This window comes from Burkholderia sp. AcTa6-5 (assembly GCF_017815075.1).
Classification (GTDB): Bacteria; Pseudomonadota; Gammaproteobacteria; order Burkholderiales; family Burkholderiaceae; genus Burkholderia; species Burkholderia sola.
On sequence record NZ_JAGIQE010000003.1, the window covers coordinates 63,195 to 89,721 of the forward strand.

Annotated in this window: 28 protein-coding genes; 14 read left to right on the forward strand and 14 right to left on the reverse strand. The window is 68.4% G+C overall.

Annotation, left to right across the window (positions count from 1 at the left end; all coding sequences use genetic code 11):
* Positions 1-174 precede the first annotated feature (174 nt).
* The 11 genes from sugE to J8I33_RS05415 all read right to left on the reverse strand — a co-directional run bounded on the left by sugE (position 175) and on the right by J8I33_RS05415 (position 13,510).
* On the reverse strand, positions 175-495 hold the full coding sequence (gene sugE / locus J8I33_RS05360; protein WP_209933756.1) for a quaternary ammonium compound efflux SMR transporter SugE: 321 nt from the start codon (positions 493-495) through the stop codon (positions 175-177).
* 152 nt (positions 496-647) lie between these two features.
* Positions 648-929 carry a DUF333 domain-containing protein gene (locus J8I33_RS05365; RefSeq protein WP_050016419.1) on the reverse strand — a complete coding sequence of 94 codons (282 nt, stop codon included), beginning with the start codon at positions 927-929 and terminating at the stop codon, positions 648-650.
* Between the two features lie 152 nt (positions 930-1,081).
* Entirely contained in the window at positions 1,082-1,780 is a 699-nt protein-coding gene (gene kdpE / locus J8I33_RS05370; RefSeq protein WP_050016417.1) for a two-component system response regulator KdpE, read from the reverse strand.
* Complete coding sequence (locus J8I33_RS05375; protein WP_209933758.1) at positions 1,773-4,616, reverse strand: sensor histidine kinase KdpD; 2,844 nt, start codon at positions 4,614-4,616, stop codon at positions 1,773-1,775. Before J8I33_RS05375 ends, kdpE begins: the two co-directional genes overlap by 8 nt.
* A 150-nt stretch (positions 4,617-4,766) precedes the next feature.
* A complete protein-coding gene (kdpC, locus tag J8I33_RS05380; protein WP_050016414.1) occupies positions 4,767-5,348 on the reverse strand; it encodes a potassium-transporting ATPase subunit KdpC in 582 nt (193 codons plus the stop codon).
* A gap of 25 nt (positions 5,349-5,373) precedes the next feature.
* Positions 5,374-7,458, reverse strand: coding sequence for a potassium-transporting ATPase subunit KdpB (gene kdpB / locus J8I33_RS05385; protein ID WP_050016412.1), 2,085 nt, complete (start codon positions 7,456-7,458; stop codon positions 5,374-5,376).
* Positions 7,459-7,512: 54 nt separating this feature from the next.
* Positions 7,513-9,318, reverse strand: a complete 1,806-nt coding sequence (gene kdpA / locus J8I33_RS05390; protein ID WP_209933760.1) for a potassium-transporting ATPase subunit KdpA — start codon at positions 9,316-9,318, stop codon at positions 7,513-7,515.
* Positions 9,315-9,407 carry a K(+)-transporting ATPase subunit F gene (kdpF, locus tag J8I33_RS05395; protein ID WP_006752209.1) on the reverse strand — a complete coding sequence of 31 codons (93 nt, stop codon included), beginning with the start codon at positions 9,405-9,407 and terminating at the stop codon, positions 9,315-9,317. Before kdpF ends, kdpA begins: the two co-directional genes overlap by 4 nt.
* Positions 9,408-9,711: 304 nt before the next feature.
* On the reverse strand, positions 9,712-10,686 hold the full coding sequence (locus tag J8I33_RS05400) for a quinone oxidoreductase (RefSeq protein WP_209926912.1): 975 nt from the start codon (positions 10,684-10,686) through the stop codon (positions 9,712-9,714).
* Positions 10,687-12,285: 1,599 nt separating this feature from the next.
* Complete coding sequence (locus J8I33_RS05410) at positions 12,286-12,678, reverse strand: methylglyoxal synthase (protein WP_050016404.1); 393 nt, start codon at positions 12,676-12,678, stop codon at positions 12,286-12,288.
* 52 nt (positions 12,679-12,730) lie between these two features.
* Complete coding sequence (locus J8I33_RS05415) at positions 12,731-13,510, reverse strand: SDR family oxidoreductase (protein ID WP_209933764.1); 780 nt, start codon at positions 13,508-13,510, stop codon at positions 12,731-12,733.
* Between the two features lie 210 nt (positions 13,511-13,720).
* Between J8I33_RS05415 and upp the strand changes: the two genes are divergently transcribed.
* From upp to rng, 9 genes are all read left to right on the forward strand, one after another.
* Positions 13,721-14,371 carry a uracil phosphoribosyltransferase gene (gene upp, locus J8I33_RS05420; protein WP_006478229.1) on the forward strand — a complete coding sequence of 217 codons (651 nt, stop codon included), beginning with the start codon at positions 13,721-13,723 and terminating at the stop codon, positions 14,369-14,371.
* A 228-nt stretch (positions 14,372-14,599) separates the two neighbouring features.
* Positions 14,600-15,328, forward strand: coding sequence for a YebC/PmpR family DNA-binding transcriptional regulator (locus tag J8I33_RS05425; protein WP_006478227.1), 729 nt, complete (start codon positions 14,600-14,602; stop codon positions 15,326-15,328).
* Positions 15,329-15,433: 105 nt separating this feature from the next.
* The gene (gene purD / locus J8I33_RS05430; RefSeq protein ID WP_209933766.1) at positions 15,434-16,714 is read left to right on the forward strand and encodes a phosphoribosylamine--glycine ligase; all 1,281 of its coding nucleotides are present in this window, start codon (positions 15,434-15,436) and stop codon (positions 16,712-16,714) included.
* Between the two features lie 118 nt (positions 16,715-16,832).
* The gene (gene hemF, locus J8I33_RS05435) at positions 16,833-17,756 is read left to right on the forward strand and encodes an oxygen-dependent coproporphyrinogen oxidase (RefSeq protein WP_050016398.1); all 924 of its coding nucleotides are present in this window, start codon (positions 16,833-16,835) and stop codon (positions 17,754-17,756) included.
* A 14-nt stretch (positions 17,757-17,770) separates the two neighbouring features.
* Complete coding sequence (locus J8I33_RS05440; protein WP_245171552.1) at positions 17,771-18,496, forward strand: nicotinate-nucleotide adenylyltransferase; 726 nt, start codon at positions 17,771-17,773, stop codon at positions 18,494-18,496.
* Positions 18,497-18,500: 4 nt separating this feature from the next.
* Positions 18,501-18,944 carry a ribosome silencing factor gene (gene rsfS, locus J8I33_RS05445; protein ID WP_209926917.1) on the forward strand — a complete coding sequence of 148 codons (444 nt, stop codon included), beginning with the start codon at positions 18,501-18,503 and terminating at the stop codon, positions 18,942-18,944.
* 19 nt (positions 18,945-18,963) lie between these two features.
* Entirely contained in the window at positions 18,964-19,434 is a 471-nt protein-coding gene (gene rlmH, locus J8I33_RS05450; protein WP_006478222.1) for a 23S rRNA (pseudouridine(1915)-N(3))-methyltransferase RlmH, read from the forward strand.
* A gap of 51 nt (positions 19,435-19,485) precedes the next feature.
* A complete protein-coding gene (locus J8I33_RS05455) occupies positions 19,486-20,118 on the forward strand; it encodes a Maf family protein (RefSeq protein ID WP_209933768.1) in 633 nt (210 codons plus the stop codon).
* 8 nt (positions 20,119-20,126) lie between these two features.
* A complete protein-coding gene (gene rng / locus J8I33_RS05460; protein ID WP_209933769.1) occupies positions 20,127-21,596 on the forward strand; it encodes a ribonuclease G in 1,470 nt (489 codons plus the stop codon).
* A gap of 79 nt (positions 21,597-21,675) precedes the next feature.
* Here the strand turns inward: rng and J8I33_RS05465 are convergent, their stop codons facing one another.
* The gene (locus tag J8I33_RS05465) at positions 21,676-22,056 is read right to left on the reverse strand and encodes a DUF1493 family protein (RefSeq protein WP_209933772.1); all 381 of its coding nucleotides are present in this window, start codon (positions 22,054-22,056) and stop codon (positions 21,676-21,678) included.
* A 2-nt stretch (positions 22,057-22,058) separates the two neighbouring features.
* The gene (locus J8I33_RS05470) at positions 22,059-22,238 is read right to left on the reverse strand and encodes a hypothetical protein (protein WP_209933774.1); all 180 of its coding nucleotides are present in this window, start codon (positions 22,236-22,238) and stop codon (positions 22,059-22,061) included.
* Between the two features lie 211 nt (positions 22,239-22,449).
* On the opposite strand from J8I33_RS05470, the gene J8I33_RS05475 reads away from it, so the two are divergent.
* From J8I33_RS05475 to J8I33_RS05495, 5 genes are all read left to right on the forward strand, one after another.
* Entirely contained in the window at positions 22,450-22,785 is a 336-nt protein-coding gene (locus J8I33_RS05475; protein WP_069618124.1) for a 50S ribosome-binding protein YggL, read from the forward strand.
* A 152-nt stretch (positions 22,786-22,937) separates the two neighbouring features.
* Positions 22,938-23,090 carry a hypothetical protein gene (locus J8I33_RS05480; protein ID WP_160300526.1) on the forward strand — a complete coding sequence of 51 codons (153 nt, stop codon included), beginning with the start codon at positions 22,938-22,940 and terminating at the stop codon, positions 23,088-23,090.
* Positions 23,091-23,181: 91 nt separating this feature from the next.
* A complete protein-coding gene (locus J8I33_RS05485) occupies positions 23,182-24,153 on the forward strand; it encodes a PRC-barrel domain-containing protein (protein WP_089488694.1) in 972 nt (323 codons plus the stop codon).
* Positions 24,150-25,409, forward strand: a complete 1,260-nt coding sequence (locus tag J8I33_RS05490) for an MFS transporter (protein ID WP_050016379.1) — start codon at positions 24,150-24,152, stop codon at positions 25,407-25,409. The genes J8I33_RS05485 and J8I33_RS05490 overlap by 4 nt, the downstream gene beginning before the upstream one ends.
* Before the next feature lie 41 nt (positions 25,410-25,450).
* The gene (locus tag J8I33_RS05495; protein ID WP_124631394.1) at positions 25,451-26,017 is read left to right on the forward strand and encodes an FUSC family protein; all 567 of its coding nucleotides are present in this window, start codon (positions 25,451-25,453) and stop codon (positions 26,015-26,017) included.
* 79 nt (positions 26,018-26,096) lie between these two features.
* Here J8I33_RS05495 and J8I33_RS05500 read toward each other — a convergent pair whose 3' ends face one another.
* The gene (locus J8I33_RS05500) at positions 26,097-26,486 is read right to left on the reverse strand and encodes an RcnB family protein (RefSeq protein ID WP_050016374.1); all 390 of its coding nucleotides are present in this window, start codon (positions 26,484-26,486) and stop codon (positions 26,097-26,099) included.
* Positions 26,487-26,527 lie beyond the last annotated feature (41 nt).

The following is a 26,527-nucleotide window of genomic DNA, read 5'->3' on the forward strand; positions in this document are numbered from 1 at the left end:
ATCGGGTCGGACAGACCGGCCGCGCGGCGCGTGGCGACCGGCACCGCGTGCCGCGCGCAACACGACGGGATTCAGGCCCGAATACGTTCCATTATAGACAGGCTGGACGGGCGACCGGCGCAATTCCGCGGCGCGGGGCGGCGCGCGGGCGCGTGCGCGCCGCGGAGTCCGTCGTCAGGCGACCGACGACAATTTCAGGCCGACCAGCCCCGCGACGATCAGCGCCGCACTGGCGACGCGGGCGACGGTCAGCGCCTCGCCCAGCATCACGATGCCGAACACGAACGCGCCGACCGCGCCGATGCCCGTCCACACCGCGTACGCGGTGCCGAGCGGCAACTGGCGCATCGCGACCGCGAGCAGCCCGAAGCTGGCCAGCGCCGTCACGATCGTGAACACCGACGGACCGAGCTTCGTGAAGCCGTCCGACGATTTCAAGCCGGCCGCCCAAGCCACTTCCAGCAAACCGGCGATCAACAACCATACCCACGCCATCTCGACGTACTCCGTATCGGATGGGGCCGTCCCCGTTGAAGCGAATGACCCGGGGTCGTCCCCGGGCGGCGCCGAGTATAACAAGTAGCTTACGGACCTGCCGGCGGCCTGGCAGGCCGTCGCCGATGCGGGGCGCGATCGTCAGGACGCGGTCAGTTCGCCACGCGCTTCGGCGCGCCGCCGCCGACGCAGCGGTCGTCGCGGTAAAGCGCCCACTCCTCGCACACGCGGCCGTCCTTGAACACGCACATGCCGACCTGCCCGCTCGACAGGTTGCGGATCACGTGGCGACCGCCGAGCTTCTCGCAGTTGACCGACGCGGGATTGGCCAGCGCCGCCTGCGCGGGCGGGTGCTGCCCGGGCGGCAGCGGCTGGGCGAACGCGCCGGGCGCAGCGAGCGCCAGCGCACAGATGACGACCAGACGGACGGACATTGCACGCTCCTCGATTTGGTTCGCGGAACGGTCAGGATAGCGGGGATTGCGCAGCGGGTGTGCAAGGCCGGCGCCGGTCGCGAGGCTGTCGCGCCGGCGCAACCCTGCCGGGGCGCGACGCCGCGGCCGCATGCTTGGCCGCGCCCCGTCCGTCACACGGCGCCGACGAGCCGATAGCCGACGCCCGTCTCGGTGACGATGTGCTCGGGCTGCGCGGGATCGGCCTCGAGCTTCTGGCGCAGATGCGCCATGTAGATGCGCAGGTAATGATGGCTCTCGACGTGCGACGGCCCCCACACGTCGCGCAGCAGCTGGCGGTGCGTGAGCACGCGCCCCGCGTGACGCACGAGCGTCGCGAGCAGCCGGTATTCGAGCGGCGTCAGGTGCACGATCGCGTCGTCGCGCCACACCTGGCGCAGCGCGAGATCGACGGTCACGCCGCCGAAGGTCACCTTCGGCGACTCGTTCGCGCCGCCCTGGTTGCGCCGGCGCAGTTGCGCGCGAATCCGCGCACGCAGTTCGGACACGCCGAACGGCTTGGTCAGGTAGTCGTCGGCGCCCGCGTCGAGCGCGGCCACCTTCTCCTCTTCCTGCGTGCGCGCGGACAGCACGATCACCGGCACCTCGGACCAGCCGCGCAGTTCGCGGATCACGTCGAGGCCGTCGGTGTCGGGCAGGCCGAGATCGACGATCACGAGGTCGGGCTTGCGCGTCGCCGCGTCGATCAGCCCCTGCTTGCCCGTCTCGGCTTCGAACACCGCGATGTCCTCCTCCTCGAGCGCGGCGCGCACGAAGCGGCGGATCTGCTTTTCGTCCTCGATCAGGACGACGGTCAGGCTGGGTTCACTCATGGTCGGGCAATGACTCGGATGGGGGCGATGCGTCCGGCAGGTCGGATTCGTCGTCGGGCACGGCGGGTGCCGCCGGCGGCGTGTCGACCGGCAGCGTGAACCAGAAGCGCGCGCCCGTCACGCGGCCGTCGGGCGCGGTGCGGTTGAGCGCGCCGATTTTACCGCCGTGCGCCTCGACGATCGCGCGGCAGATCGCGAGACCGAGCCCGATGCCCGGCGTCGCCGATTCCTTCTCGCCGCGCGTGAACTTGTCGAAGATCCGCGTTTCCATGCCAACCGGCAGGCCCGGGCCGTGATCGTCGACGTGCACGCACACGAAAGGATGGCCGTCGTCGGTCACGCGCTCCGCGCCGATGTCGAGCGACGTATCGGGCGGCGTGTACTTCGCCGCGTTCTCGAACAGGTTGGTGAACAACCGCTCCATCAGCACCGCGTCCATCTGCAGCAGCGGCAGGTCGGCCGGCAGCGCGACGTGCGCGGGATGGCGCGCGAGCACGCGCCGGCACGCGGCGAGCGCGGCGCCGACGGTTTCCTCGAGCAGCGACCACTGGCGCTTGAGCTGCAGGCTGCCGGCCTGCAGCCGCGCCATGTCGAGCAGGTTCGTGACGATGCCCGTCATGCGCAGCGCCTCGTCGTGAATCGCGTCGACGAGTTCGCCCTCGCGCTGCGCGAGCCGCCCGGCCGCCGCGGCGTCGCCGGCCTGCGCGGCCGCGCGCCCGTTCGCGAGCATCGACGAAAAACCGACGATCGTCGTGAGCGGCGTGCGCAGGTCGTGCGAGATCGCCGACAGCAGCGAGTTGCGCAGCCGCTCGGATTCCATGTTGACGAGCGCGTCGCGCGCGATCTCGACGTAGTGCACGCGCTCCAGCGCGAGCGCGATCTGCGCGGCGAATGCGTCGAGCATCCGCTGCTGCTCGGGGACCTCGAGTTCGCGCGGCTCGCGCGACGCGACCGCGAGCACGCCGCGCGTGCGCATCGGCGCCTTCAGCGGCAGGTACAGCGCGGCCGTCGCCGGCAACGTATCGGTGCCGCGCCCGGCCGGCTTCTGCTGGTCGTACACCCACTGGCCGACGTCGCTGTCGAGCTCCGCGCCCGTCAGCGTGACGACCGCGTCGGGCTCCTCGATCTTCTGCCGCACCTGGTCCGCGCTGTCGGGCAGCAGGAACGCGACGCGCGCGCGGAACACCTCGCCCACGTGACGGCTGCCGATCTCGACGATCTGCTCGGTCGTCAGCGCCGCGCCGAGCTCGCGCGCCATCGCGTAGATCGCGCCGGTGCGGCGCTCGCGGCGCTGCGCGACGCTCGCCTGGCGCGTGAGCGTCGACGTCAGGTGGCTGATCACGAGCGACGTCAGCAGCATCCCGAAGAAGGTCAGCAGGTATTGCGTGTCGCTGACCGAGAACGACATGCGCGGCGGCACGAAGAAGAAATCGAACGCGGCCACCGACAGGAACGACTGCAGCACGCCCGGGCCGCGGCCGAGCCGCACCGCCGAGAACACCACGCCGAGCAGGTACAGCATCACGAGGTTCGTGAGGTCGAGCCGCCCGGACACGACGCTCGCGACGACGGTGATCGCCGCGCAGATCGCGGCCGCATACGCGTAGTGGCGCGGCGGCGAACGGTGCATGCCGAACTGCGCGAACGCGTCGCGCCAGTCGCGCGCCCGCGCGTCGAGCGGCGCGGCGCGCGTCTCGTCGCTCGCGGACGCACGGATCAACATCAGGTCGACGTCGCCCGCGCGTTCCGCCAGCTGCTCGCCGAACGGCCGTGCGAAGCGGCGCGCGAGCCCGACCTTCGGCGAGCCGCCCGCGACGAGCTTCGATACGTTGCGCACCTTCGCATAGCCGATCAGCGCGGCGACCGCGTCGGGCCCGGCGAGCGTGACCGTCTCCGCGCCGAGCTCGGCCGCGAGCTTCAGTGCGTCGAGCGTGCGCTGCCGCCGCGCGTCGGGCAGCCGCTGCAGGCGCGGCGTCTCGACGTACACGGCGATCCAGTCGGCCTTCAGGCTCGCGGCGAGGCGCGCCGCCGCGCGCACGAGCGTCGGCGCTTCGGCGCCCGGGCCGACGCACACGAGCAGCCGCTCGCGCGCCTGCCAGATGCGCTGGATCGAACGGTCTGCGCGGTACTCGCGCATCTGCGCGTCGACGCGATCGGCCGTGCGCCGCAGCGCGAGCTCGCGCAGCGCGATCAGGTTGCCCTTGCGGAAGAAGTTGCGCACCGCGCGCTCGGCCTGCTGCGCGAGATAGACCTTGCCGTCGCGCATCCGCTCGAGCAATTCCTCGGCCGGCAGGTCGACGAGCGTGACTTCGTCGGCCGCGTCGAACACGCGATCGGGCACGGTCTCCCACACGCGAATGCCGGTGATCGCACCGACCACGTCGTTCAGGCTTTCGAGATGCTGGACGTTGACGGTCGTATACACGTCGATGCCCGCATCGAGCAGCTCGTAGACGTCCTGCCAGCGCTTCAGGTGCCGTGCGCCCTGCACGTTCGAATGCGCGAGCTCGTCGACGAGGATCAGTTGCGGCGCACGCGCGAGCGCGCCGTCGAGATCGAATTCGGCGAGCGTGCGGCCGCGATAGTCGATGCGGGCGGGCGGCAGCACGTCGAGGCCGTCGAGCAGCGCGGCGGTTTCACTGCGGCCGTGGGTCTCGACGATGCCGACGACGACGTCGACGCCTTCCTGCACGCGCTGGCGCGCGGCCTGCAGCATCGCGTAGGTCTTGCCGACGCCGGCGGACGCGCCGAAGAAGATCTTGAGCTGGCCGCGCCGCTGCTTTTCTTCATCGCGCTGCAGCTTGTCGAGGAGTTGGTCGGGATCGGGGCGGTTCATGCGTCAGAAGGGCGGCGCGCCGGATGGCGCGCGAGATACAGCCATTGTGGTTCCAAATCGCCGCAAAAGGCAAAGACGGCGCGCGCCGTCGAAACAAAGTCGGGCCCGGCGCGCAGCCAGCCGCGCCGGGGAACCCGCACGCCCGCACGCTCAGTGCGCGGCCTGCGCCGCGTCGAGCGCGAGATTCAGCTTCAGCACGTTCACGCGCGGCTCGCCGAGCACGCCGAACTGGCGGCCCGCCGTGTTCGCGGCGACGAGTTGCGCGACCGCGTCCGGCGCCAGGTTGCGCGCCTTCGCGACGCGCTCGACCTGGTACGCGGCCGCGGCCGGCGTGATCTCCGGATCGAGGCCGCTCGCCGACGCCGTCACGAGGTCGACCGGCACCGGCTTCGACAGGTCGGTGCCCGCGTCGCGCAGCGCGGCGATGCGCGCCTTCACCTGGTCGGCGAGCGACGGGTTCAGCGGGCCGAAGTTCGAGCCGCCGGAGCCGGCCGCGTTGTACGGCATCGGCGCGGTGGCCGACAGCCGGCCCCAGAAATACTTCGGCGCGTCGAACGACTGGCCGATCAGCGCGGAGCCGACGACCTTGCCGTTCTGCTCGATCAGGCTGCCGTTGGCCTGCGACGGGAACACGGCCTGACCGAACACGGTCATCACCGCCGGGTAAGCGAGCCCCGTCACGGCGGTCAGGATGACGAACAGCACGACGAGCGGGCGAATCAACGATTTCATGATGGTTCCTTCAGGGACGGCCGGCTCAGGCCCAGCCGAGCGCGGCGAGCGTCATGTCGATCAGCTTGATGAACGGGAACGGCAGCAGCACGCCGCCGAGGCCGTAGACCAGCAGGTTGCGGCGCAGCAGCGACGCGGCGCCGAGCGGCCGATAGGTCACGCCCTTCAGCGCGAGCGGGATCAACGCGACGATGATCAGCGCGTTGAAGATCACCGCGGACAGGATCGCGGACGCCGGCGACGTCAGATGCATGATGTCGAGCACGCGCAATTGCGGGTAGGTCGTCACGAATGCGGCCGGGATGATCGCGAAGTATTTCGCGATGTCGTTCGCGATCGAGAACGTCGTGAGCGAACCGCGCGTCATCAGCATCTGCTTGCCGATCTCGACGATCTCGATCAGCTTCGTCGGGTTCGAGTCGAGGTCGACCATGTTGCCGGCTTCCTTCGCCGCCTGCGTGCCGGTGTTCATCGCGACCGCCACGTCGGCCTGCGCGAGCGCCGGCGCGTCGTTGGTGCCGTCGCCCGTCATCGCGACGAGACGCCCGGCCGCCTGGTGCTCGCGGATCGTCGCGAGCTTGGTTTCCGGCGTCGCTTCCGCGAGGAAATCGTCGACGCCCGCTTCCGCCGCGATCGCCGCGGCCGTCAGCCGGTTGTCGCCCGTCACCATCACGGTCTTGATGCCCATCTTGCGCAGCTCCGCGAAGCGCTCCTTGATGCCGCCCTTCACGATGTCCTTCAGCTCGATCACGCCGAGCACGCGCGCCGCGCCGTCCTGCAGGTCGGCCACGACGAGCGGCGTGCTGCCGCGGCGCGCGACGTCGTCGACCGCGCGGCGCACTTCTTCGGGGAAGCGGCTGCCGTGGGTTTCGACGTAGCGGCGGATCGCGTCGGCCGCGCCCTTGCGGATCTCGCGGCCGGGCAGATCGACGCCGCTCATCCGCGTCTGCGCGGAAAAGCCGAGGAACGTCGCATGCAGTTGCGCCATGTCGCGCTGGCGAATGTTGAAGCGCTCCTTCGCGAGCACGACGATGCTGCGCCCTTCCGGCGTTTCGTCGGCGAGCGACGACAGTTGCGCGGCATCGGCCAGCGCTTCCTCGGTCACGCCCGGCGCCGGCACGAACGTCGACGCCTGACGGTTGCCGAGCGTGATCGTGCCGGTCTTGTCGAGCAGCAGCACGTCGACGTCGCCGGCCGCTTCGACCGCGCGGCCCGACGTCGCGATCACGTTCGCCTGCATCATCCGGCTCATCCCGGCCACGCCGATCGCGGACAGCAGCCCGCCGATCGTCGTCGGAATCAGGCACACGAGCAGCGCGACGAGCGCGGTGATCGTCACCACGTGGCCGGCCTTCATCGCTTCGACCGAGAACATCGAGAACGGCAGCAGCGTCGCGGTCGCGAGCAGCATCACGATCGTCAGCGCGACGAGCAGGATCGTCAGCGCGACCTCGTTCGGCGTCTTCTTGCGCTTCGCGCCTTCGACCATCGCGATCATCCGGTCGAGGAACGCCTCGCCGGGGTTCGCTGTGACCTTGACGACGATCCAGTCGGACAGCACGCGCGTGCCGCCCGTCACCGACGAGAAGTCGCCGCCCGATTCGCGGATCACCGGCGCGGATTCGCCGGTGATCGCCGATTCGTCGACCGATGCGACGCCGTCGACGACTTCACCGTCGGCCGGGATCACGTCGCCGGTCTCGACCAGCACGACGTCGCCTTTGCGCAGGTCGGACGCGGTCGTGATGCGGATCGGCGACTTCGGATGCGGCTCGTTGAGCTTCTTCGCCATCACGTCCTTCTTCGCGCTGCGCAGCGACGCGGCCTGCGCCTTCGAGCGCCCTTCGGCGAGCGCTTCGGCGAAGTTCGCGAACAGCACCGTGAACCACAGCCACAGCGCGATCGCGAGAATGAAGCCCGCGGGCGCCTCGGCCTGGCCCGAGAGCGCCGCGATCCACAGGATCGTGGTCAGGATGCTGCCGACGTACACGCAGAACATCACCGGGTTGCGGAACTGCGTGCGCGGCGTGAGTTTCTTGAACGAATCCACGATCGCCGGGCGCAGCAGCGCCGGATCGAACATGGACCGTGTTGCGGAATGTTGAGTCATTGCGATCTCTTCAAGCTCTTCAGTCTTTTCAGTGTGTCGCGATGCGGGCGCGCATCAAGCGCCCAGCCACATCATCAAGTGCTCGACACCCGGGCCGAGCGCGAGCGCCGGCACGTAGGTCAGCGCGCCCACCAGCAGCACGGTGCCGAGCAGCAGCACGACGAACAGCGGGCCGTGCGTCGGCAGCGTGCCGCTCGTCACCGCGATGCGCTTCTTCGCGGCGAGGGAACCGGCGATCGCCAGCACCGGCACGATCGTGCCGAAGCGGCCGAACCACATCGCGATCGCGGTCATCCAGTTGTAGAACGGCGTGCCGACCGTCAGGCCCGCGAATGCGCTGCCGTTGTTGTTCGCGGCCGAACTGAACGCATAGAGGATTTCCGAGAAGCCGTGCGGGCCCGGGTTCGAGATGCCGGCCTTGCCCGCGTCCGCCAACACCGCGATCGACGTGCCGACCAGCACGAGCAGCGGCGTGAGCAGCACGACGATCGACACCATCTTCATCTCGTACGACTCGATCTTCTTGCCGACGTATTCCGGCGTGCGGCCGATCATCAGGCCGGCGACGAACACCGCGAGCAGCGCGAACACGAGCATCCCGTAGAGGCCGGAGCCGACGCCGCCGAAGACCACCTCGCCGAGCTGCATCAGCAGCATCGGCACGAGGCCGCCGACCGGCGTCAGCGAATCGTGCATCGCGTCCACCGCGCCGCACGACGCGGCCGTCGTCGCGACCGTGAAGATGCCGGTCTGTGCGATCCCGAAGCGGGTTTCCTTGCCTTCCATGTTGCCGCCCGGCTGCAGCGCGCCGGCCGACTGGTCGACGTGCAGCGCGGCGAGCGTCGGGTTGCCGGCCTGCTCGGCGCTCACCTCGACGCCGGTCGCGACCGCGAACGCGACCGTCATCGCCGCGAGCACCGCGATGCCCTGCCGGCGGTCGCCGATCACCCGGCCGAACACGAGACACAGCGCGGCCGGGATGATCAGGATCGAGAAGATCTGCAGAAAGTTCGCGAACGGCGTCGGATTTTCGAACGGGTGCGCGGAGTTCGCGTTGAAGAAGCCGCCGCCGTTGGTGCCGAGCATCTTGATCGCTTCCTGGGAGGCGACCGGCCCCATCGCGAGCGTCTGCTTCGTCAGCGGAGTCGGCACCGTGACCGCGTTGCCCTTGTCGTCCTTCACCGGGCTGCCCTGCGCGTCGAGCTTCGGCGCCGCGTAGGTGCTCGCCTGCAGCACGGGCACGTCCTGGTACGCCTTCATGTTCTGCAGCACGCCCTGGCTCATCAGCAGCGCGGCGACGAGCGCCGCCATCGGCACGAGCACGTACAGCGTCACGCGCGTGAGGTCGACCCAGAAGTTCCCGATCGTCTGCGCGGTGTGACGCGCGAAGCCGCGGATCAGCGCAATCACGACGACGATGCCGGTCGCTGCCGACAGGAAGTTCTGCACGGTCAGGCCGAGCATCTGCGACAGATAGCTGACGGTCTGCTCGGGCGTGTAGTCCTGCCAGTTCGTGTTCGCGACGAAGCTGACGGCCGTGTTGAACGCGCCGTCGGGCGTCATCGCGCCGAACTGCTGCGGGTTGCCGGGCAGGAAGCCCTGCAGGCGCAACAGCCCGTAGAGGAACAGCACGCCGAGCGCGTTGAACGCGATCGTCGCGATCGCATACTGCTTCCAGTTCATCTCGGTGCCGGCGTCGACGCCGGCGACGCGGTACAGCGCGCGTTCGAGCGGGCCGAACACGCGCACGACGCGCGAACTGCCATCCATCACCGCGCTCAGGTAGCGCGCGACCGGCACGGCCGCCGCGAGCAGCACGACGATGAACAGCAGCGTCTGCAACAGGTTGTTCGCGTTCATTCGATGTCCTCCGCGCGCAGCAGCGCAAAGACGAGATACGCGAACAGCAGGGCCGTCGAGGCGCCCGCCAGCCAAAGCATCCAGGTCATGCGCGCCCCCCGCGACCGTATTGCACGAGCTTGTCGCAACCGGCAAGCAAACCGAGGATCAGCGCGGTGAAGAGCACCAGTGCGCCGATGAAAACCCCATCCATTTTTTGTTCTCCGTCGTCGAAATCGGACGACTAGAACCTTATGGGAACGCACGTAAAGGGCGGGTCAAAGGTGTCGGGGCGGGTGTAAAAAACGCGTAAACGCGTGCGGCGGGACTGGCGCAAAACGAGGCGGGACGAGCGGCGCCGCAGCGCCGCCCGCAACAGGCGCGTGCCGGCGTCGCGCCGGCACGGAGGACGGGTCAGGGAACGAGAATCGTCGAGCCGGTGGTCTTGCGTGCTTCGAGGTCGGCATGCGCGCGGCCGACTTCCGCGAGCGGGTAGCGCTGGTTGATGCTCGTCTTCACCTTGCCCGACAGAATCACGTCGAACAATTCGGTGGCCGCGGCGTCGAGATCGGCACGCTTCGCGATGTACGAGAACAGCGTGGGCCGCGTGAAGAACAGCGAGCCGCGCGACGAGAATTCCTTCGAGTCGATCGGCGGCAGCGGGCCCGACGCGTTGCCGAAGCTGACGAAGTAGCCGAGCGGCGCGAGACTGTCGAGCGAACCGACGTAGGTGTCCTTGCCGATCGAATCGTAGACGACCGGCACGCCCGCGCCGTTCGTGATTGCCTTCACGCGCTGCGTGAAGTTCTCGCGCGTGTAGACGATCGGGTGATCGCAGCCGTGCGCCTTCGCGAGTTCGGCCTTCTCGTCGGAGCCGACCGTGCCGATCACGGTCGCGCCGAGCGCCTTCGCCCACTGGCACACGAGCAGCCCGACGCCGCCGGCCGCCGCATGGATCAGGATCGTGTCGCCGGCCTTCACCGGGTACGTGCGGCGCAGCAGGTAATGCGCGGTCAGGCCTTGCAGCATCACCGACGCCGCGTCGTCGTCGCTGATCCCGTCCGGCAGCTTCACGACGCGCTCGGCCGGCATCACGCGCTCCTGCGCATACGCGCCGGGCGGCTGGCCGACATACGCGACGCGGTCGCCGGCCTTGAACGCGGTCACGCCGTCGCCGACGGCCGTCACCTCGCCCGCCGCCTCCATTCCGAGGCCGCCGGGCAGCTGTTGCGGATACAGGCCCGTGCGGAAATACACGTCGATGTAGTTGAGCCCGACCGCGTGTTGCCGGATGCGGACTTCGCCGGCCTTCGGCGCGCCGACGTCGACATCGACCCACTTCATCACGTCCGGGCCGCCCGGCTGGTCGTATCGGATTGCTTTCGGCATCGTTTTGCTCCTCTTCTGTCTGGAATCTGGAAATCCGGTTCGGCGAATGCATCGACATTGCCGCTGCGGCGATGCGCGTGAACACGGGTCATAGCGGAGGATTCTCGCGCGTCGTGCGCGGTCGCGCAGCGCGTCGTCGCAATCCCTTCACCTCGGTAGGGTTTTCGCGGGAAATGGATGGCATGGGCCGCGCATGAGGAAAACGGCGCGGTATGAGACCGGTCGCTGCCGCTCGTTTCCTTCGCTTGCGCAGTCAATGATGTTCGGCACACTTTGTAACGTTGACGTCACGTCGCTCGCGCCGCGATGGCCGAACCGGGCCGTTGGTCATTTCTCGCCTCGCGCCCCGTGCGCAAAGGATCTCCCGCGCGGTGTCGACGCGCTTTTCCCGAACCGACGAAGGTCGACGTCGATCGGCCCGACAACCGGTTCTGGCCATGGTCATTTACGAGACGACGGCCGTGCTAATTTGCCTGCTGCCCAATTCGCCCAGTCCACCCCATGAAGCTCGCGCTTGTCTGGAATGTGATCGCTTTCGCGTCGCTATCCGCAAGTATCGGCAGCGCAACCGCGGCCCCGATACCGCGTGCGGACGGCACCCGTTTGCTCGACGCCTGAGCCGTTCCGACAACACGCCGTATGCTGGCGCCGAGCGCCACGCTATGACCGGGTATCTGGCAGGCGTGGCCGATGCGACCGAAGGCCAGGACTGGTGCGACGACGGGCGTGTCTTGCGACAAAAATACCCGTGCCATTAGCAGCGCCCGAAATACCGGACATTGCCTCTCACCGGAACGAACGGGTAGCTGGGCCGACTGATCACAACGTCTCGGAAGGTTGCGCTCTTAACGTTGAACACATGCTAACCATCGACACAGATGACTTTAGACTTCAAATGGAGCCCGTTGCTGCGCGACGCGACGAACCGGGAGGGCCGTATCTTGAATGGATCGATGTACGGATCCAATTGACGGTACCGAGTATCCAGGCGGAAGGGCAATGGAGTGTCATGCCCGACGAGTTGCGACAATTTCGGCAACAGATTCAATCCGTTCAAACGCAGCTTCAAGCCGGGCAACGAGCGGAGCTAACAGGCGTTGAGCCGGGGTTTGAGCTGATATTGCGAACACTTGATCGACGCGCAATCGTGGGCGACTGGCGCTTTCAGCCGACCCCTCCCGAGGGAGCATGCATCACGGGGTATTGCGGGCTGGATCAGTCCTTCTTGCCCGAACTGCTACAAGGAATCGAATCCCTTCTATCGTTCAGGGGAACGCGCAAATCACCGTAATCGAGGCCCTCGCGCGCGGAGGCACGTGCCTTGGTCGACGCCGTAGTCAGCCGGCCGACGGCTTCGCCGAACGCGCAAGCGCGCTCGCCAGCTCGATTGTGTGCCAGGCCATCACGCCAAGAAGCGGTGCCGTCATGAGTGGCGCGCTGAAGCCTTCGAACCCGGCCGTTGCGTGGCAATGCACCGGCCCGCTCGCTCGACAGCGAAGCATTCGGCACGATCCGTCCGACACTCCGCGGCCGATCGCATACGACAACTTCTTGAACGAAGCCCCCGACCGCTAAAGCGCGGCGCTCTTCAACAGCTGCCTAGCAAACGTCCTGCATGTTCCGCGCCAGATCGTCGAGCAGCATCCGCGCGGTCGCGACGTTGGTCGCGACCGGCACGTCGTGCACGTCGCACGCGCGCACCAGCGCGGTGATGTCGGGGTCGTGCGGCTGCGCGGTCATCGGATCGCGCAGGAATATGACAATGTCGACGCGGCCGTCGGCCAGTTCCGCGCCGATCTGCAGGTCGCCGCCAAGCGGCCCCGACAGCTTGCGCTCGACCTCGAGCCCGTGCGCGGCAGCGATCCGGCCGCCCGTCGTGCCGGTCGCCACCAGCCGGCATTGCGCGAGCGTCTCGCGATACTGGCCCGCGAGCGCGACGATCTCGTCCTTCTTCGCGTCGTGCGCAATCAATGCGATGCGGGGTTTGCTCATCTCCAGTTCCTTCGTCGTTCGGTTGTTGTCGTCGTGAATCGAAAAGCGCGGGTCAGAACGTACCCGGATACGCGCCGCCGTCGAGCAGCCAGTTCTGCCCGGTGATGTAGCCGGCATGCACGCTGCACAGGAACGCGCAGGCCGCGCCGAATTCCGCGCGCGTGCCGAGGCGCCCGGCCGGGATGTCCTTCGTGCGCCGCGCGCGCATCTCGTCGACCGACACGCCCTGCGCCTTCGCCGACGCGGCGAGCGTCGTCGCGATCCGGTCCGTGTCGAACAGCCCCGGCAGCAGGTTGTTGATCGTCACGCCCTGCCCCGCGACCTTGCGCGACAGCCCCGCGACGAAGCCGGTCAGCCCCGAGCGCGCGCCGTTCGACAGCGCGAGCACGTCGATCGGCGCCTTCACGGCCGAACTCGTGATGTTGACGATCCGGCCGAAGCCGCGGCCGATCATCCCGTCGACGGTCGCGCGGATCAGCTCGATCGGCGTCAGCATGTTGGTCTCGAGCGCGCGGATCCAGTCGTCGTGGGAGAAGTCGCGGAAGTCGCCGGGCGGCGGGCCGCCGGCATTCGTCACGAGAATGTCCGGCTGCGGGCACGCGGCGAGCGCGGCCGCGCGGCCGTCCGGCGTCGTGATGTCGCACGCGACCGCCGTGACCGACACGTTCGCGCCGGCGCGGATCTCTTCCGCGGTTTCCTCGAGCGTGTCGCGCGTGCGCGCGACGATCACGAGGTTCACGCCCTCGGCGGCCAGCGCTTCCGCGCAGCCGCGCCCGAGGCCCTTGCTCGCCGCGCACACGAGCGCGGTCTTTCCTTCGATGCCGAGATCCATCGTCGTTTCCCTGGTGGCGCGCGTGCCGGCGCGGCCCCGCGTGGCCGCCGGCGGGCGGGCGAGCGGGCGTGCGCGGCACGCAGATTGTCGTGAGACGTCGATAATATCCGGATCGCGCGGCGCGCCTTGGTAAAATTGCGGCCATGAGCGACGGCCGGCCTCGCGCCCGCCGCCGCCCCCGATCCCCTTTTGCCGCCAAGGCACCCCGTCATGAAACAGGACAGCCGTTTCCCGAACCTCTTCATCACCGATCACCCGCTGATCCAGCACAAGCTCACGCACATGCGCGACAAGGACACGTCCACGCGCACGTTCCGCGAACTGCTGCGCGAGATCACGCTGCTGATGGGCTATGAGATCACCCGCAACCTGCCGATCACGACCAAGCGGGTCGAAACCCCGCTGGTGGCGGTCGACGCGCCGGTGATCGCCGGCAAGAAGCTCGCGATCGTGCCCGTGCTGCGCGCGGGCATCGGGATGTCGGACGGCCTGCTCGACCTGGTGCCGTCCGCGCGCGTCGGTCACATCGGCGTGTACCGCGCCGAAGACCACCGCCCGGTCGAATATCTGGTGCGCCTGCCGGACCTGGAAGACCGCATCTTCATCCTGTGCGACCCGATGGTCGCGACCGGCTATTCGGCCGTGCATGCGGTCGACGTGCTCAAGCGCCGCAACGTGCCGGCCGCGAACATCATGTTCGTCGCGCTGGTCGCCGCGCCCGAAGGCGTGCAGGTGTTCCAGGACGCGCACCCGGACGTGAAGCTGTTCGTCGCGTCGCTCGACTCGCACCTGAACGAGCACGCGTACATCGTGCCGGGCCTGGGCGACGCCGGCGACCGCCTGTTCGGCACCAAGAACTGACGGAACCGAGCGGCCGGCGCCGCCGTGCCGCGCGGCCCGGCGCGCCGCGACGGCCGCCCTGGCCGTTCGGCCATGCGCGGCGGCCCCGAACCGGCGGTCGCCGCGTGATAAAATCACGATCCACTCGACACGCGCGGCCCCGCGGCTTCATGCCCGCCGACACGGCCGCCGATTCAACGACACATTGCAACAATCGCCCGCGCTGCGCGCCCGGGCACGGAGAAAGGTATGGCTGGTCATTCGAAATGGGCCAACATCAAGCATAAGAAGGCTGCGGCCGACGCGAAGCGCGGCAAGATCTGGACCCGCCTGATCAAGGAAATCCAGGTGGCGGCGCGCCTCGGCGGCGGCGACGTCAACTCGAACCCGCGCCTGCGTCTCGCGGTCGACAAGGCAGCCGACGCGAACATGCCGAAGGACAACGTCAAGCGCGCGATCGATCGCGGCGTCGGCGGCGCGGACGGCGCGAACTACGAAGAAATCCGTTACGAAGGCTACGGCATCAGCGGCGCGGCGATCATCGTCGACACGCTGACCGACAACCGCACCCGCACGGTCGCGGAAGTCCGCCACGCGTTCTCGAAGTTCGGCGGCAACATGGGCACCGACGGCTCGGTCGCGTTCATGTTCGATCACGTCGGCCAGTTCCTGTTCGCGCCCGGCACGTCGGAAGACGCGCTGATGGAAGCCGCGCTCGAAGCCGGCGCGAACGACGTGAACACGAACGACGACGGCTCGATCGAAGTGCTGTGCGACTGGCAGGCATTCTCGGCGGTGAAGGACGCGCTCGAAGCCGCGGGCTTCAAGGCCGAACTCGCCGAAGTGACGATGAAGCCGCAGAACGAAGTCGAATTCACCGGCGACGACGCGGCGAAGATGCAGAAGCTGCTGGACGCGCTCGAGAACCTCGACGACGTGCAGGACGTGTATACGAACGCCGTCATCGTCGAGGAATGAGATGCCGGCCGCCGTGCGCAGCGTTGCGGCGGCGGCCCGACCGATTTCGCGGCCGGCGCGCCTGAGCGTGCCGGCCGCCCTGTTTTCTAGTCTGCGGGGAATCCCATGAAACTACTCGTCGTCGGTTCCGGCGGCCGCGAACATGCGCTGGCGTGGAAGCTCGCGCAGTCGCCGCGCGTCCAGATGGTCTACGTCGCGCCGGGCAATGGCGGCACGGCGCAGGACGAGCGTCTGAAGAACGTCGACATCACGGCGCTCGACGAACTCGCCGATTTCGCGGAATGCGAAGGCGTCGCGTTCACGCTCGTCGGGCCGGAAGCACCGCTCGCGGCCGGCATCGTCAACCTGTTCCGCGCACGCGGCCTGAAGGTGTTCGGCCCGACCCGCGAAGCCGCGCAGCTCGAAAGCTCGAAGGATTTCGCGAAGGCGTTCATGAAGCGCCACAACATTCCGACGGCCGACTACGAAACCTTCGCCGACGCGGCCGCCGCCCACGCGTACATCGACGCGAAGGGTGCGCCGATCGTCGTGAAGGCCGACGGCCTCGCGGCCGGCAAGGGCGTCGTCGTCGCGATGACGCTCGAAGAGGCCCATGCGGCCGTCGACATGATGCTGTCGGGCAACAAGCTCGGCGATGCCGGCGCGCGCGTCGTGATCGAGGAATTCCTCGATGGCGAGGAAGCGAGCTTCATCGTGATGGTCGACGGCAAGCACGCGCTGGCGCTGGCGTCCAGCCAGGACCACAAGCGCCTGCTCGACGAAGATCGCGGCCCGAACACCGGCGGCATGGGTGCATATTCGCCCGCGCCGATCGTCACGCCGCAGATGCACGCCCGCGTGATGCGCGAGATCATCATGCCGACGGTACGCGGGATGGAGAAGGACGGCATCCGCTTCACGGGCTTCCTGTACGCGGGCCTGATGATCGACAAGGATGGCAATCCGCGCACGCTCGAGTTCAACTGCCGGATGGGCGACCCGGAAACGCAGCCGATCATGGCGCGCCTGAAGAGCGATTTCTCGAAGGTCGTCGAGCAGGCGATCGCGGGCACCCTCGACACGGTCGAGCTCGACTGGGATCGCCGCACCGCGCTCGGCGTCGTGCTGGCCGCGCACGGTTACCCGGACGCGCCGCGCAAGGGCGACCGCATCAACGGCATCCCGGCCGAGACCGAACAGGCCGTGACGTTCCATGCGGGCACGACGCTCAATGACGGCGACAAGCTCGTGACGTCCGGCGGCCGCGTGCTGTGCGTGGTCGGCCTCGCCGATTCGGTGCGCGAAGCGCAGCAGCATGCGTACGACACGATCAACCAGATCAATTTCGAAGGCATGCAGTACCGCCGCGACATCGGCTTTCGCGCGCTCAACCGCAAGAGCGCGTGACGTCGCCATCGCCGCCCCGCGCCCGCGCGGCGGCGACCCGTCTGCCGGGGTTCGATAGAATGCCCGGCAGATGCTTTTTTTACGGCCCCCGCTCCGGGTGGGGGCAGCCAGTCCAGACATGACCGATTCGACCTACGACGTGGCGCGTGTGCGCACGTACCTCCAGGGCCTGCAGACACGCATCGCCGACGCGCTCGGCGCGCTCGACGGCACGCCGCTCGCGACCGACACGTGGCAGCGCGGGCCGGCCGAACGCCTGCGCGGCGGCGGCTGCACGCGGATTCTCGAAGGCGGCCGCGTGTTCGAACGCGCGGGAATCGGCTTTTCCGACGTCGCGGGCGACGCGCTGCCGCCGTCGGCGAGCGCGGCGCGTCCGCAGCTCGCGGGCCGCGGCTTCGAGGCGCTCGGCGTGTCGCTCGTGCTGCACCCGCGCAATCCGTACTGCCCGACCGTGCACATGAACGTGCGGATGCTGATCGCGACGAAACCGGGCGAAGACCCCGTGTTCTGGTTCGGCGGCGGCATGGATCTGACACCGGTTTACGGCTTCGAGGACGACGCGCGGCATTTCCACCAGACCTGCAAGGATGCGCTCGACCCGTTCGGCGCCGAGCTCTACCCGCGCTTCAAGCAATGGTGCGACGAATATTTCTTCCTGAAGCACCGCAACGAAACGCGCGGCATCGGCGGGATCTTCTTCGACGATTTCTCGGAACCCGGTTTCGAACGCTCGTTTGACATGATGCAAAGTGTCGGCGATGCGTTCCTGCACGCTTACCTGCCGATCGTCGAGCGCCGCGCCGAACTGCCGTACGGCGAGCGCGAACGCGACTTCCAGGCCTACCGCCGCGGCCGCTACGTCGAATTCAACCTCGTGTTCGACCGCGGCACGCTGTTCGGCCTGCAAAGCGGCGGCCGGACCGAGTCGATCCTGATGTCGATGCCGCCGGTCGCGAACTGGCGCTACAACTGGCAACCCGAGCCGGGTTCGCCGGAAGCGCGCCTTTACAGCGACTTCCTCGTGCCGCGCGACTGGGTCTGAGCCCGCGCGTGCCGCTGCCCCAACGAAAGGACGCGTTTCTGGACACCACCGCCCGCCCCGCCCCGCTGCCGCGTCGTATCGGCTTGCTGGGCGGCACCTTCGACCCGATCCACGACGGTCATCTCGCGCTCGCGCGCCGGTTCGCCGCGCTGCTCGACCTGACCGAACTCGTGCTGCTGCCCGCCGGACAGCCGTACCAGAAGCGCGACGTGTCGGCCGCCGAGCACCGGCTCGCGATGACGCGCGCGGCCGCGGATTCGCTCGTGCTGCCGGGCGTGACCGTGACCGTCGCCACCGACGAGATCGAGCACACCGGGCCGACCTACACGGTCGAGACGCTCGCGCGCTGGCGCGAGCGGATCGGCCCGGATGCGTCGCTGTCGCTGCTGATCGGCGCCGACCAGCTCGTGCGCCTCGATACGTGGCGCGACTGGCGCACGCTGTTCGACTACGCGCACATCGGCGTGTCGACGCGCCCGGGCTTCGAGCTCGGCGCGGCGCCGCCGGACGTCGCGCGGGAGATCGCCGCACGGCAGGCCTGCGCCGACGTGCTCAAGGCCACGCCGGCCGGCAGCCTGCTGATCGATACGACCCTTTCGTTCGACATCGCCGCGACCGACATCCGCGCGCACCTGCGCGCATGCATCGCACGCCATGCGCAAATGCCCGACGCGTCGGCCGAACATGTGCCGGCCGCCGTATGGGCCTATATTCTTCAACATCGCCTCTACCATTCCTGAATCCATGGATATTCGCAAACTGCAGCGCGTGATCGTCGACGCCCTCGAAGACGTCAAGGCGCAAGACATCAAGGTGTTCAACACCAGCCACCTGACCGAACTGTTCGACCGCGTCGTCGTCGCGTCGGGCACCTCCAACCGACAGACCAAGGCGCTCGCGTCGAACGTGCGCGACAAGGTCAAGGAAGCCGGCGGCGACGTCGTCAGCTCCGAAGGCGAGGACACCGGCGAATGGGTGCTGGTCGACTGCGGCGACGCGGTCGTGCACATCCTGCAACCGGCGCTGCGCCAGTACTACAACCTCGAGGAAATCTGGGGCGACAAGCCCGTGCGGATGAAGCTCGGCGGCGGCAAGGGCAACGGCTTCGCGACGGCCAGCGAAGACGACGACGAGGAAGAAGCCGCGCCCGCACGCCCGGCGCGCAAGACGGCGGCCCGCCGCCGCTGAGTCGCAGCGAGTCGTCCCGATGAAGCTTTTCATCCTCGCGGTCGGCCACAAGATGCCGGGCTGGATCGCATCCGGCTTCGACGAATACACGAAGCGGATGCCGCCCGAACTGCGCATCGAGCTGCGCGAAATCAAGCCTGAACTGCGTTCGGGCGGCCGCAGCGCCGAAAGCGTGATGGCCGCCGAGCGGCAGAAGATCGAGGCCGCACTGCCGAAGGGCGCGCGCCTCGTCGCGCTCGACGAGCGCGGCCGCGACTGGACCACGATGCAGCTCGCGCAGGCGCTGCCCGGCTGGCAGCAGGACGGCCGCGACGTCGCGTTCGTGATCGGCGGCGCTGACGGGCTCGATCCGGACCTGAAAGCGCGCGCCGACGTGCTGCTGCGCATTTCGAGCATGACGCTGCCGCACGGCATGGTGCGCGTGCTGCTCGCCGAACAGCTTTACCGGGCGTGGAGCATCACGCAGAATCACCCCTACCACCGCGCATGACGTGTCGTCCTCGAGACGCGCGCCACGCGCGCCTAACGAGATAACGACACCATGCCGTCCAGCACGTCCCCCGCGCTTTTCCCGATCCTTTACCTCGCCTCGCAAAGCCCGCGCCGCCAGGAGCTGCTGCTGCAGATCGGCGTACGCTTCGAGCTGCTGCCGCCGCGCCCCGACGAGGACGCCGAGGCGCTCGAGGCCGAGCTGCCCGGCGAAGCCGCCGACGCGTACGTGCGGCGCGTGACCGTCGCGAAGGCCGAGGCCGCGCGTGCGCGCCTCATCGCGAGCGGCAAGCCGCCCGCGCCGGTGCTCGTTGCGGACACCACGGTGACCATCGATGGCGCGATCCTCGGCAAGCCGGCCGACGCCGACGATGCGCTCGCGATGCTCACCCGCCTCGCGGGCCGCGCACACGAAGTCCTGACCGCCGTCGCCGTGATCGGCGCCGACGGCGAACTGCTGCCGCCCGCGCTGTCGCGCTCGTCGGTACGCTTTTCAAACGCATCGCGCGACGCGTTCGCGCGCTACGTCGCCACCGGCGAGCCGTTCGGCAAGGCCGGCGCGTACGCGATCCAGGGCCGCGCGGCCGAATTCATCGAGCGAATCGACGGATCCCATTCAGGTATCATGGGTCTGCCCCTTTTTGAGACTGCCGCGCTGCTGCGTACCGCACGCGTCGCCTTCTGAACCGCACCATGAACGAAGAAATCCTGATCAACCTCACGCCGCAGGAAACGCGCGTCGCACTCGTCCAGCAAGGTGCGGTGCAGGAGCTTCACGTCGAGCGGACGCTGTCGCGCGGACGGGTCGGCAACATCTATCTCGGCAAGGTCGTGCGCGTGCTGCCCGGCATGCAGTCGGCGTTCATCGACATCGGCCTCGAGCGCGCGGCGTTCCTGCACGTCGCCGACATCTGGCATCCGCGCCTCGCGGGCGAGCCGCAGTCGGGCGCACCGCACCAGCCGATCGAGAAGATCGTGTTCGAAGGCCAGACGCTGATGGTGCAGGTGATCAAGGATCCGATCGGCACGAAAGGCGCGCGGCTGTCGACGCAGGTCAGCATCGCGGGCCGCACGCTCGTCTACCTGCCGCAGGAGCCGCATATCGGCATCTCGCAGAAGATCGAGAGCGAGGCCGAGCGCGAGGCCGTGCGCGCGCGCCTGACCGCCGTGATCCCGCCGGACGAGAAAGGCGGCTACATCGTGCGCACGATCGCCGAGGATGCGACCTCCGACGAACTGGCCGGCGACGTCGCGTACCTGCGCAAGACCTGGGCGACGATCGTCGCGCAGGCGCAGCGGCTGCCGGCGACGAGCCTGCTGTACCAGGATCTCGATCTCGCGCAGCGCGTGCTGCGCGATTTCGCGAACGACGACACGACGCGCATCCAGGTCGATTCGCGCGAGACCTACCAGCGCCTGTCGGAATTCGCGGGCGAGTTCACGCCGGCCGTGAGTCCGAAGCTGCATCACTACACGGGCGAGCGGCCGCTGTTCGACCTGTACAACATCGAGATGGAGATCCAGCGCGCGCTGTCGCGCCGCGTCGACCTGAAGTCGGGCGGTTACCTAATGATCGACCAGACCGAGGCGATGACGACGATCGACGTGAACACGGGCGGCTATGTCGGCGCGCGCAACTTCGACGACACGATCTTCAAGACCAACCTCGAGGCCGCGCACACGATCGCGCGGCAGCTGCGGCTGCGCAACCTCGGCGGGATCATCATCATCGACTTCATCGACATGGAGAACGCCGAGCATCGCGACGCGGTGCTGTCCGAGCTGAAGAAGGCGCTGTCGCGCGACCGCACGCGCGTGACGGTCAACAGCTTCTCGCAGCTCGGACTCGTCGAGATGACGCGCAAGCGCACGCGCGAATCGCTCGCGCACGTGCTGTGCGAACCGTGTCCGACCTGCCAGGGCAAGGGCCAGGTGAAGACGTCGCGCACCGTGTGCTACGACATCCTGCGCGAGATTCTGCGCGAGTCGCGGCAGTTCAACCCGCGCGAATTCCGCGTGATCGCCGCGCAGCAGGTGATCGACCTGTTCCTCGACGAAGAATCGCAGCATCTGGCAATGCTGATCGACTTCATCGGCAAACCGGTGTCGCTGCAGGTCGAGTCGAATCTGAGCCAGGAGCAGTACGACATCGTGCTGATGTGACGATGCGTCCTTGTGCGGTTGCGCGATTCCTGCCCGGTACGGCACGGCTTTCGCGCAACCCGCATGCATCGCAGAACGGCTATTCGTCGCGGGTTGCTTCCCGTGCGAAGCGCTCGATCGCTTCGGTATCCCATCGGCCGACACGCATCGCTTCTTCCAGCATGGCGAGCGTGAGCGGTACGCGCGGCGGCTTACGATAATGCCCGGAAAACAGCGCGAGAAACGTCGTCACCATGTCTTGGCCCTCAGGACCGAAGTAGCGGTCGTAAGGGAATTCAGCGGCATGCACACCGAACGTTTCCGCCCATTTGTCGATGAACTCGACTGCGTCGAGTCCCGTCACGCCCAGATCGTCTTCGAGGCGGGACGATGGTTCGATCCTCAACCGGCCGCCGAACAACGGTCGACCAAGCTCTTCACGTGCAAATAAGGCCAGCTTTTCCCACGTATCGGTCGGCACGATCAGAACACCCTGGCTTCTGGTTTGGCGACGGCGTTACACCGGCGCACCGTGCTGAACATGATGACGGCTCCCGGCGTGAGATCCTCGCGCCCCTCGTACGCATAGCGATTGTCCGACATACGGCCCTCGTGGTTGTTCGAATGACCGCAGACCTTAGCAAAGCCGAACACGCTCGCCATCCCTGTATCATTCGGTCAAGCGTGCAATAGGCCGCTTGACCAGGCCGCACGGCGAAAGGCGAATCGCGCAATTGTTTAAGAACAGTTTCGAAAACGGTCCCGCGATACGCCGCTCTTTCGCCTCCAGCCTCACCCATGCAGCACGTCGGCAGGGTGCCCACGCCATCCGCCGCGCTATCCTTTCTCACCTCTCATTCATTCAGCACACACCATGAGCCAAGGCCACAACCGCCGCCAGCGCAAGAAACTCCACATCGGCGAATTCCAGGAACTCTCGTTCAACGCCACCGCGCATTACCGCAACGACATGACCGACCTCGAGCGCGGCCAGTTGATCGATGCGTTCATCGACTTCGTCGAAGCGAACGGGCTGCTGACCGTCGCGTCCGCGGACGAAGGCATCGGCGCGTACGTGATCTCCGGCGCGCCGCGCGGCACGACGACCGACGCCGATCGCGAGCTCGTGCGCGGGTGGCTGGCCGCGCGTCCGGAGCTGAAGGACGTCCAGGTCAGCGAATTCGCCGACGCGTGGTATCCGGACGCCTGATCTCCCGGTTTGACGCTGCCTTCAGGCAGCGCCCCGCCACCACGGCGGGCCAGGTCGACGTCGTTTCTGCAGAATGATCATGATGGCCGCCGGCGTTGCGGCGCTCTCGTTGCGGCGCTCTCGTTGCTGGCCGCGTGCGGCAGCTCGGCGCGTTGAGCCAACGCACCGACGGCAGCAGCGCCGGCGCCCGCATCGTCGTCGATCAGTCGCCGGAGCCGCCCGCGACGGCCTCCGATCCCTTCCTTTTCCCGACGGTCCGCCTGCAACCCGCCATCGATATCGGTCCTGAAAGCAAGACACGTTAAACTCTCACCCTCGCGTGGTGCGCCGCCCGCACCCGCCATCCATCGCCAGCCGCGTGCCCTCGGGCCGCCCCGACCCATGGAGTGAGTGTCAATGAGCGGCGGACTCCCGTTTCCCGCATCCCGCAAGTCGTTGCCGTCCTCGACGGTCTTCCTGATCGTCGCCGTCGCCGCGCTGCTGTCCGGCTGCGGGCTGCTGCCGGTCCAGAACCCGCCCGCGCCGATCAGCGAGGCGCTCGTCGAGCCTGTCGAGGAAACCGCCGGCGAGCCGCTGACGATGCCGCCGGTGCCCGCGCCGACGCAACCGGAGGAACCGGAAGCGCCGAAGAAGCCGCACCGCGAAGTGGCACGGCCGAAGCCCGTGCAGCGCCCCGAATCGCCGACCCCGCCGCCGCCTCCGCCCCCGCCGCTCGTCGCGACGCGCGCGCTCGACCGCACCCAGATCCATGCGCTGCTCGACAGCGAAGTCGCGCGCCGCAACGGCAAGGTGGTCGGCCGCGCGGTCGACATGGTGGTCGACGCGGGCGGCAAGCCGCGCGAGATGATCGTCAACCTGCAAGGCTTCATGGGGATCGGCGACCGCAAGGTCATCTTCCCGTGGAACGTGTTCCGCTTCACGCCGGGCGGCAAACAGGAGCCGATCGTGCTCGACGTGCCGTCGGGCGACCTGCCGCCGGCCGCGCGGCCGAAGGCCGTGCCGCTGTCGGGCTCGGCCGCGGCGTCGCCGGCGACGCGGCTGCCGATGCTCGACAGCGACGTCGAACGCCCGAACGGCACGAAGATCGGCCGGATCGTCGACGTGCTGATCGACCGCGGCGCGCAACCGCAGGCCGTCGTGCTCGACCTCGGCGGGCTCGTCAATACCGACCGCCGTTCGATCGCCGCGAGCTGGGGCGCGCTGCGCTTCGTCACGCGCGACAAGGCGCTGCACCCGCAGCTCGACCTGAACGACGCGCAGATCAAGGCAGCGCCGCCGTACGCGGCCGACAAGCCGATCGTCGCGGTTTTCCCGCCCGTTGCCCCGGCGGCAGCGGTGCCGGCTTCGTCTGCGAGTGCCACCCGATGACGATCAAGCATTCCGTCAGCGTTCGCAGTCTCCGGGCCCTCGACTGGCTCAACTTTTTCGTTGCAAACGTTCAAACCGGGTTCGGTCCGTTCATCGCGTCCTACCTCGCGTCGCACAAGTGGACGCAGGGCGAGATCGGCATGGTGCTGTCGATCGGCACGATCAGCGCGATGGTCAGCCAGGTGCCGGGCGGCGCGGCCGTCGATGCGCTGAAGAACAAGAAGGGCGCGGCCGCGTGGGCGATCGCGGCCATCATCCTGTCCGCGGTGCTGCTCGCGTCGAGCCCGACGATCGTGCCGGTAATCGCCGCCGAGGTGTTCCACGGTTTTGCGAGCTGCATGCTGGTGCCGGCGATGGCCGCGATCTCGTTCTCGCTCGTCGGCCGCGCCGACCTCGGCGACCGGCTCGGCCGCAACGCGCGCTGGGCGTCGATCGGCAGCGCGGTCGCGGCGGGCCTGATGGGGCTCACCGGCGAATACTTCTCCGCGCGCGCGGTGTTCTGGCTGACCGCCGTGCTGGCGCTGCCCGCGCTGTTCGCGCTCGCGATGATCCAGCCGACGCACCAGGTGATTCCGCAGTCGTCGAAGCCTGACGACGTCGACGAAGCCGGCGAGCGCGAAACGCTGCTCGAACTGCTGCGCGATCGCCGGATGCTGATCTTCGCGGCCTGTGTCGTGCTGTTCCACCTGTCGAACGCCGCGATGCTGAACCTCGCGGCCGGCGAAGTCACGGCCGGGATGGGCGAGAACGTGCAGCTCGTGATCGCCGCGTGCATCATCGTGCCGCAGGCGATCGTCGCGATGCTGTCGCCGTGGGTCGGCCGTTCCGCGCAGCGCTGGGGGCGCCGGCCGATCCTGCTGCTCGGCTTCTCCGCGCTGCCGGTGCGCGCGTTGCTGTTCGCCGGCGTCAGCAGCCCGTACCTGCTCGTGCCGGTGCAGATGCTCGACGGCATCAGCGCGGCGGTGTTCGGCGTGATGCTGCCGCTGATCGCGGCCGACGTCGCGGGCGGCAAGGGCCGCTACAACCTGTGTATCGGGCTGTTCGGGCTCGCGGCCGGGATCGGCGCGACGCTCAGCACGGCCGTGGCCGGCTACGTCGCCGATCACTTCGGCAACGCGGTCAGTTTCTTCGGGCTCGCCGCGGCAGGCGCGCTCGCGGTGCTGCTGGTCTGGCTCGTGATGCCCGAAACGCGCGTCGACAACGGCGACGCGACGGCCGACGAACCGGCGCCCGCCTCGCCCGAACAGGCGCATTGACGGCGGCGCGCCGCCGCTACCCGCTTCTTGGCCGATGCACGATGGATACGATCAGGACACTCAACGAAGCCCGCCAGCAGATCCAGCAGTCGATCTTCGATCTGTTCAAGGGGCTGTCATTCAGCGAGCGGCTCGCGCAAGGCGGGCTGATGGCGGTGCAGGCCGTGTGCGGCGCGTGCCTCGCGTATGCGATCGGCCGCGCGGTGCATAGCGAGCAGGCGGTGTGGGCGGCGATCACCGCGATCGCCGTCACGCAGCACAACTACTCGGACACGATGTCGCTGTCGCGCGACCAGTTCATCGGTGCGATGGTCGGCGGCGCCCTGGGCTTCGCCGGTGCGGCGTTGGGCGGCGATCGCCTCGTCGCGTATGCGATCACGGTCGCGGTCGTGATCGTCTGCTGCTGGTGCCTGAACATCGGCAGCGCGGCACGGCTCGGCGGCGTGACCGCGACGATCGTGCTGCTGTTCCCCGGCAACGGCCCGCTGTGGGACGTTCCGCTGATCCGGTTCGGCGAAGTGACGCTCGGCACGGTGTGCGCGCTGGGCGTGTGCTGGGCGATGTCGAGCATCGAGCGGCGCTGGTTCCGCCGCGCGGCGGCAAAGTAACGCGGCGCCGGGCAACGCGCCCGGCAGCCGGATGAACGATCGGAACGCTGCGTGACGGTGACGGGGACAGGCCGGGCGGTTACGGACCGACCCGCAGCACGATGCCCGAGCCGATCTGCACGAGCAGGTAGTCGCCGCCGACGCCGACCCAGTGATAGCCGCGCGGCGGCGCGCTCAGGTGATAGCCGCGCCAGTCGTCGACCACGTATTGACGATCGCGGAATTCGTCCGGCAGCCGGTCGCCCTTGTGCCAGTCGCGGCGCGGCCCGTCGGCCCAGCGCGGCGGCACGTCGTCGCGATGCATCGCGTGGCCGGGCGGCACATGTTTCGGGCCATGCCCGCGATGCATGCCGGGGCCGCCGTGGTCATCGCGATTGCCGTGGTTGCCGTGATCCTGCGCCATCGCCGTGGTGGCGGCGCAGCCGGCCGCGATCAGTGCGGCCAGCATCGTGCCGTGCATCCTCTTCATTGTCCTTCCCTCCGTGGTGTCACGTCGAACAAGAAACGACC